2 protein-coding genes are annotated in these 1,585 nt (G+C 74.5%); both read left to right on the forward strand.

Going from position 1 to position 1,585, the window contains the following annotated elements; genetic code table 11:
• Window positions 1-873 (forward strand): hypothetical protein (locus G3I65_RS36945; protein ID WP_160700205.1); only part of this gene is annotated, 873 nt, incomplete at its 5' end.
• Window positions 870-1,585: hypothetical protein (locus tag G3I65_RS36950; RefSeq protein WP_203612624.1), on the forward strand; the 716-nt coding region annotated here is incomplete at its 3' end. The genes G3I65_RS36945 and G3I65_RS36950, both read left to right, overlap by 4 nt.

Here is a 1,585-nt window from a genome sequence, read left to right on the forward strand (position 1 = left end):
GCCGTGCTCGACGGCGCGGACCTGTCCGTGCACGCGCTCGACGAGCCGGACCGCGTGCTGGGCACCGCCCGCCTCGCCGCACGTCCCCGGCTGTGGGCACACGGCACCAGCCACCTCGCCGTCGCCGACTGGACCGGCCGGGTCGTGGTGGCCGCACCCGACGGGCGCACCCGCACGGTGGACCTCGCTCGCACGCCCGGTCTCGCCGTGCCGGGGGCGCTGGCGTTCGACGGGGACACGCCGCTCGTCGGCATGTGGAACGGCACCGTCTGGTCGCTCGCGGACGCGGAGCCCGAGACGGTGCTGGAGCACCGCGCGGGCGTGCAGCTGCTGGCGGTCGACAGCGGCGGACGGCTGCTGACCGGGGATCTCGACGGGGTGCTGACGGTGCACGCCGAGAACCGCGCCGAGTACCCGCTGGAACGGCTGCTGCTGGGCGTCCACCACGGGCCGGGCTACACGTTGATCGTGGGCGAGCACCACATCTACCGCCTCGACAGCGGAGCCGACCGGCCCCTGGTCGTCGACCTGCCCGTGAAGCGGGTCGCCGACGCGTGGGTCGGCCAGGACCTCTCGATCGTGCTCAACGACGAGGGCCTCGGTGTCTGCTTCGACGCCGAACTGGGTGTGCACCTGGGTTTCCGCACCGTGCCCGGTGCCCGCGTCGGGTCCGCGTCCCGGGACGGCAGGCTCGTCGTGTTCGAGTACCCGGACGGCTCGCACGTGCTGATGGAGGACGGCCGCATCGAGGTCACCTCCGCGTACCCGCTCGCGATCTCGCCGGACGGGCGGCTGGCGGCGACGTCGGACGGGCGGGGCACGCTGATCCTGCCGGTGGACGAGCTCCGGACCGGCGCGGAGAAGTCGGCATGACCAACACCGCCGTCCTGGAGAACCGGTCCGAAGTGCTCCGCCGCGTCGCGGACGAGCTGTGGACCCGCTACGAGCAGGGTGCCGGGTTAAGCGCGGACGAGCTGGAAGCGTTGGCGGAAGCGTGTTTCCGGCTGGCCGTCCACCCCGGGACCGCGTCGGGTGCGGCGCTGGACCTGCTGGTCAGGGCGCACCGCGTCGACCCGGGCAACCCCAAGCACCCCTACCACGCCGGCTTGATCCACCTCCGCCACGGACGGCTCGAAGCCGCGTTGCGGTGGCTGACCGCGGCCGCCGGGTCGGCGCCCACCAACCACCGGGTGTGGGCGCACCTGTCGATCGTGCACCAGGGACTGCACGAGCGGCGGGCCGGCGACCCCACCTACGCAGGCGAGGAGCAGCAACGGTCCGGCGAGATCGCCTCGGCCGTTCGCGAGGGCAGGGACGACCTGGCCGAGGACGTGCCGGTGCCGCTGCTGCGTCCCGGGGACTGCCGCTGGTCCGGGATCCACGACATCAGCGCCGAACTGGTGCTCCGGCGGCCCGCCGGAGCACGCGGCCGGGACGCGATCGCCGACGACCTGCAGCGGATCGCCGAGCTGGCGGACCGCCGCCCCGGGGGCGTCGCCGCGTTCGCCGTGCTGGCCGTCCAGTGGCTCGTGCACGGGTACCCGCCGGCGACGATCCGGCGGCTCGCGCAGGCGTTGCCGCCGGG

Source organism: Amycolatopsis sp. SID8362 (genome assembly GCF_010550475.1).
Classification (GTDB): Bacteria; Actinomycetota; Actinomycetes; order Mycobacteriales; family Pseudonocardiaceae; genus Amycolatopsis; species Amycolatopsis eburnea.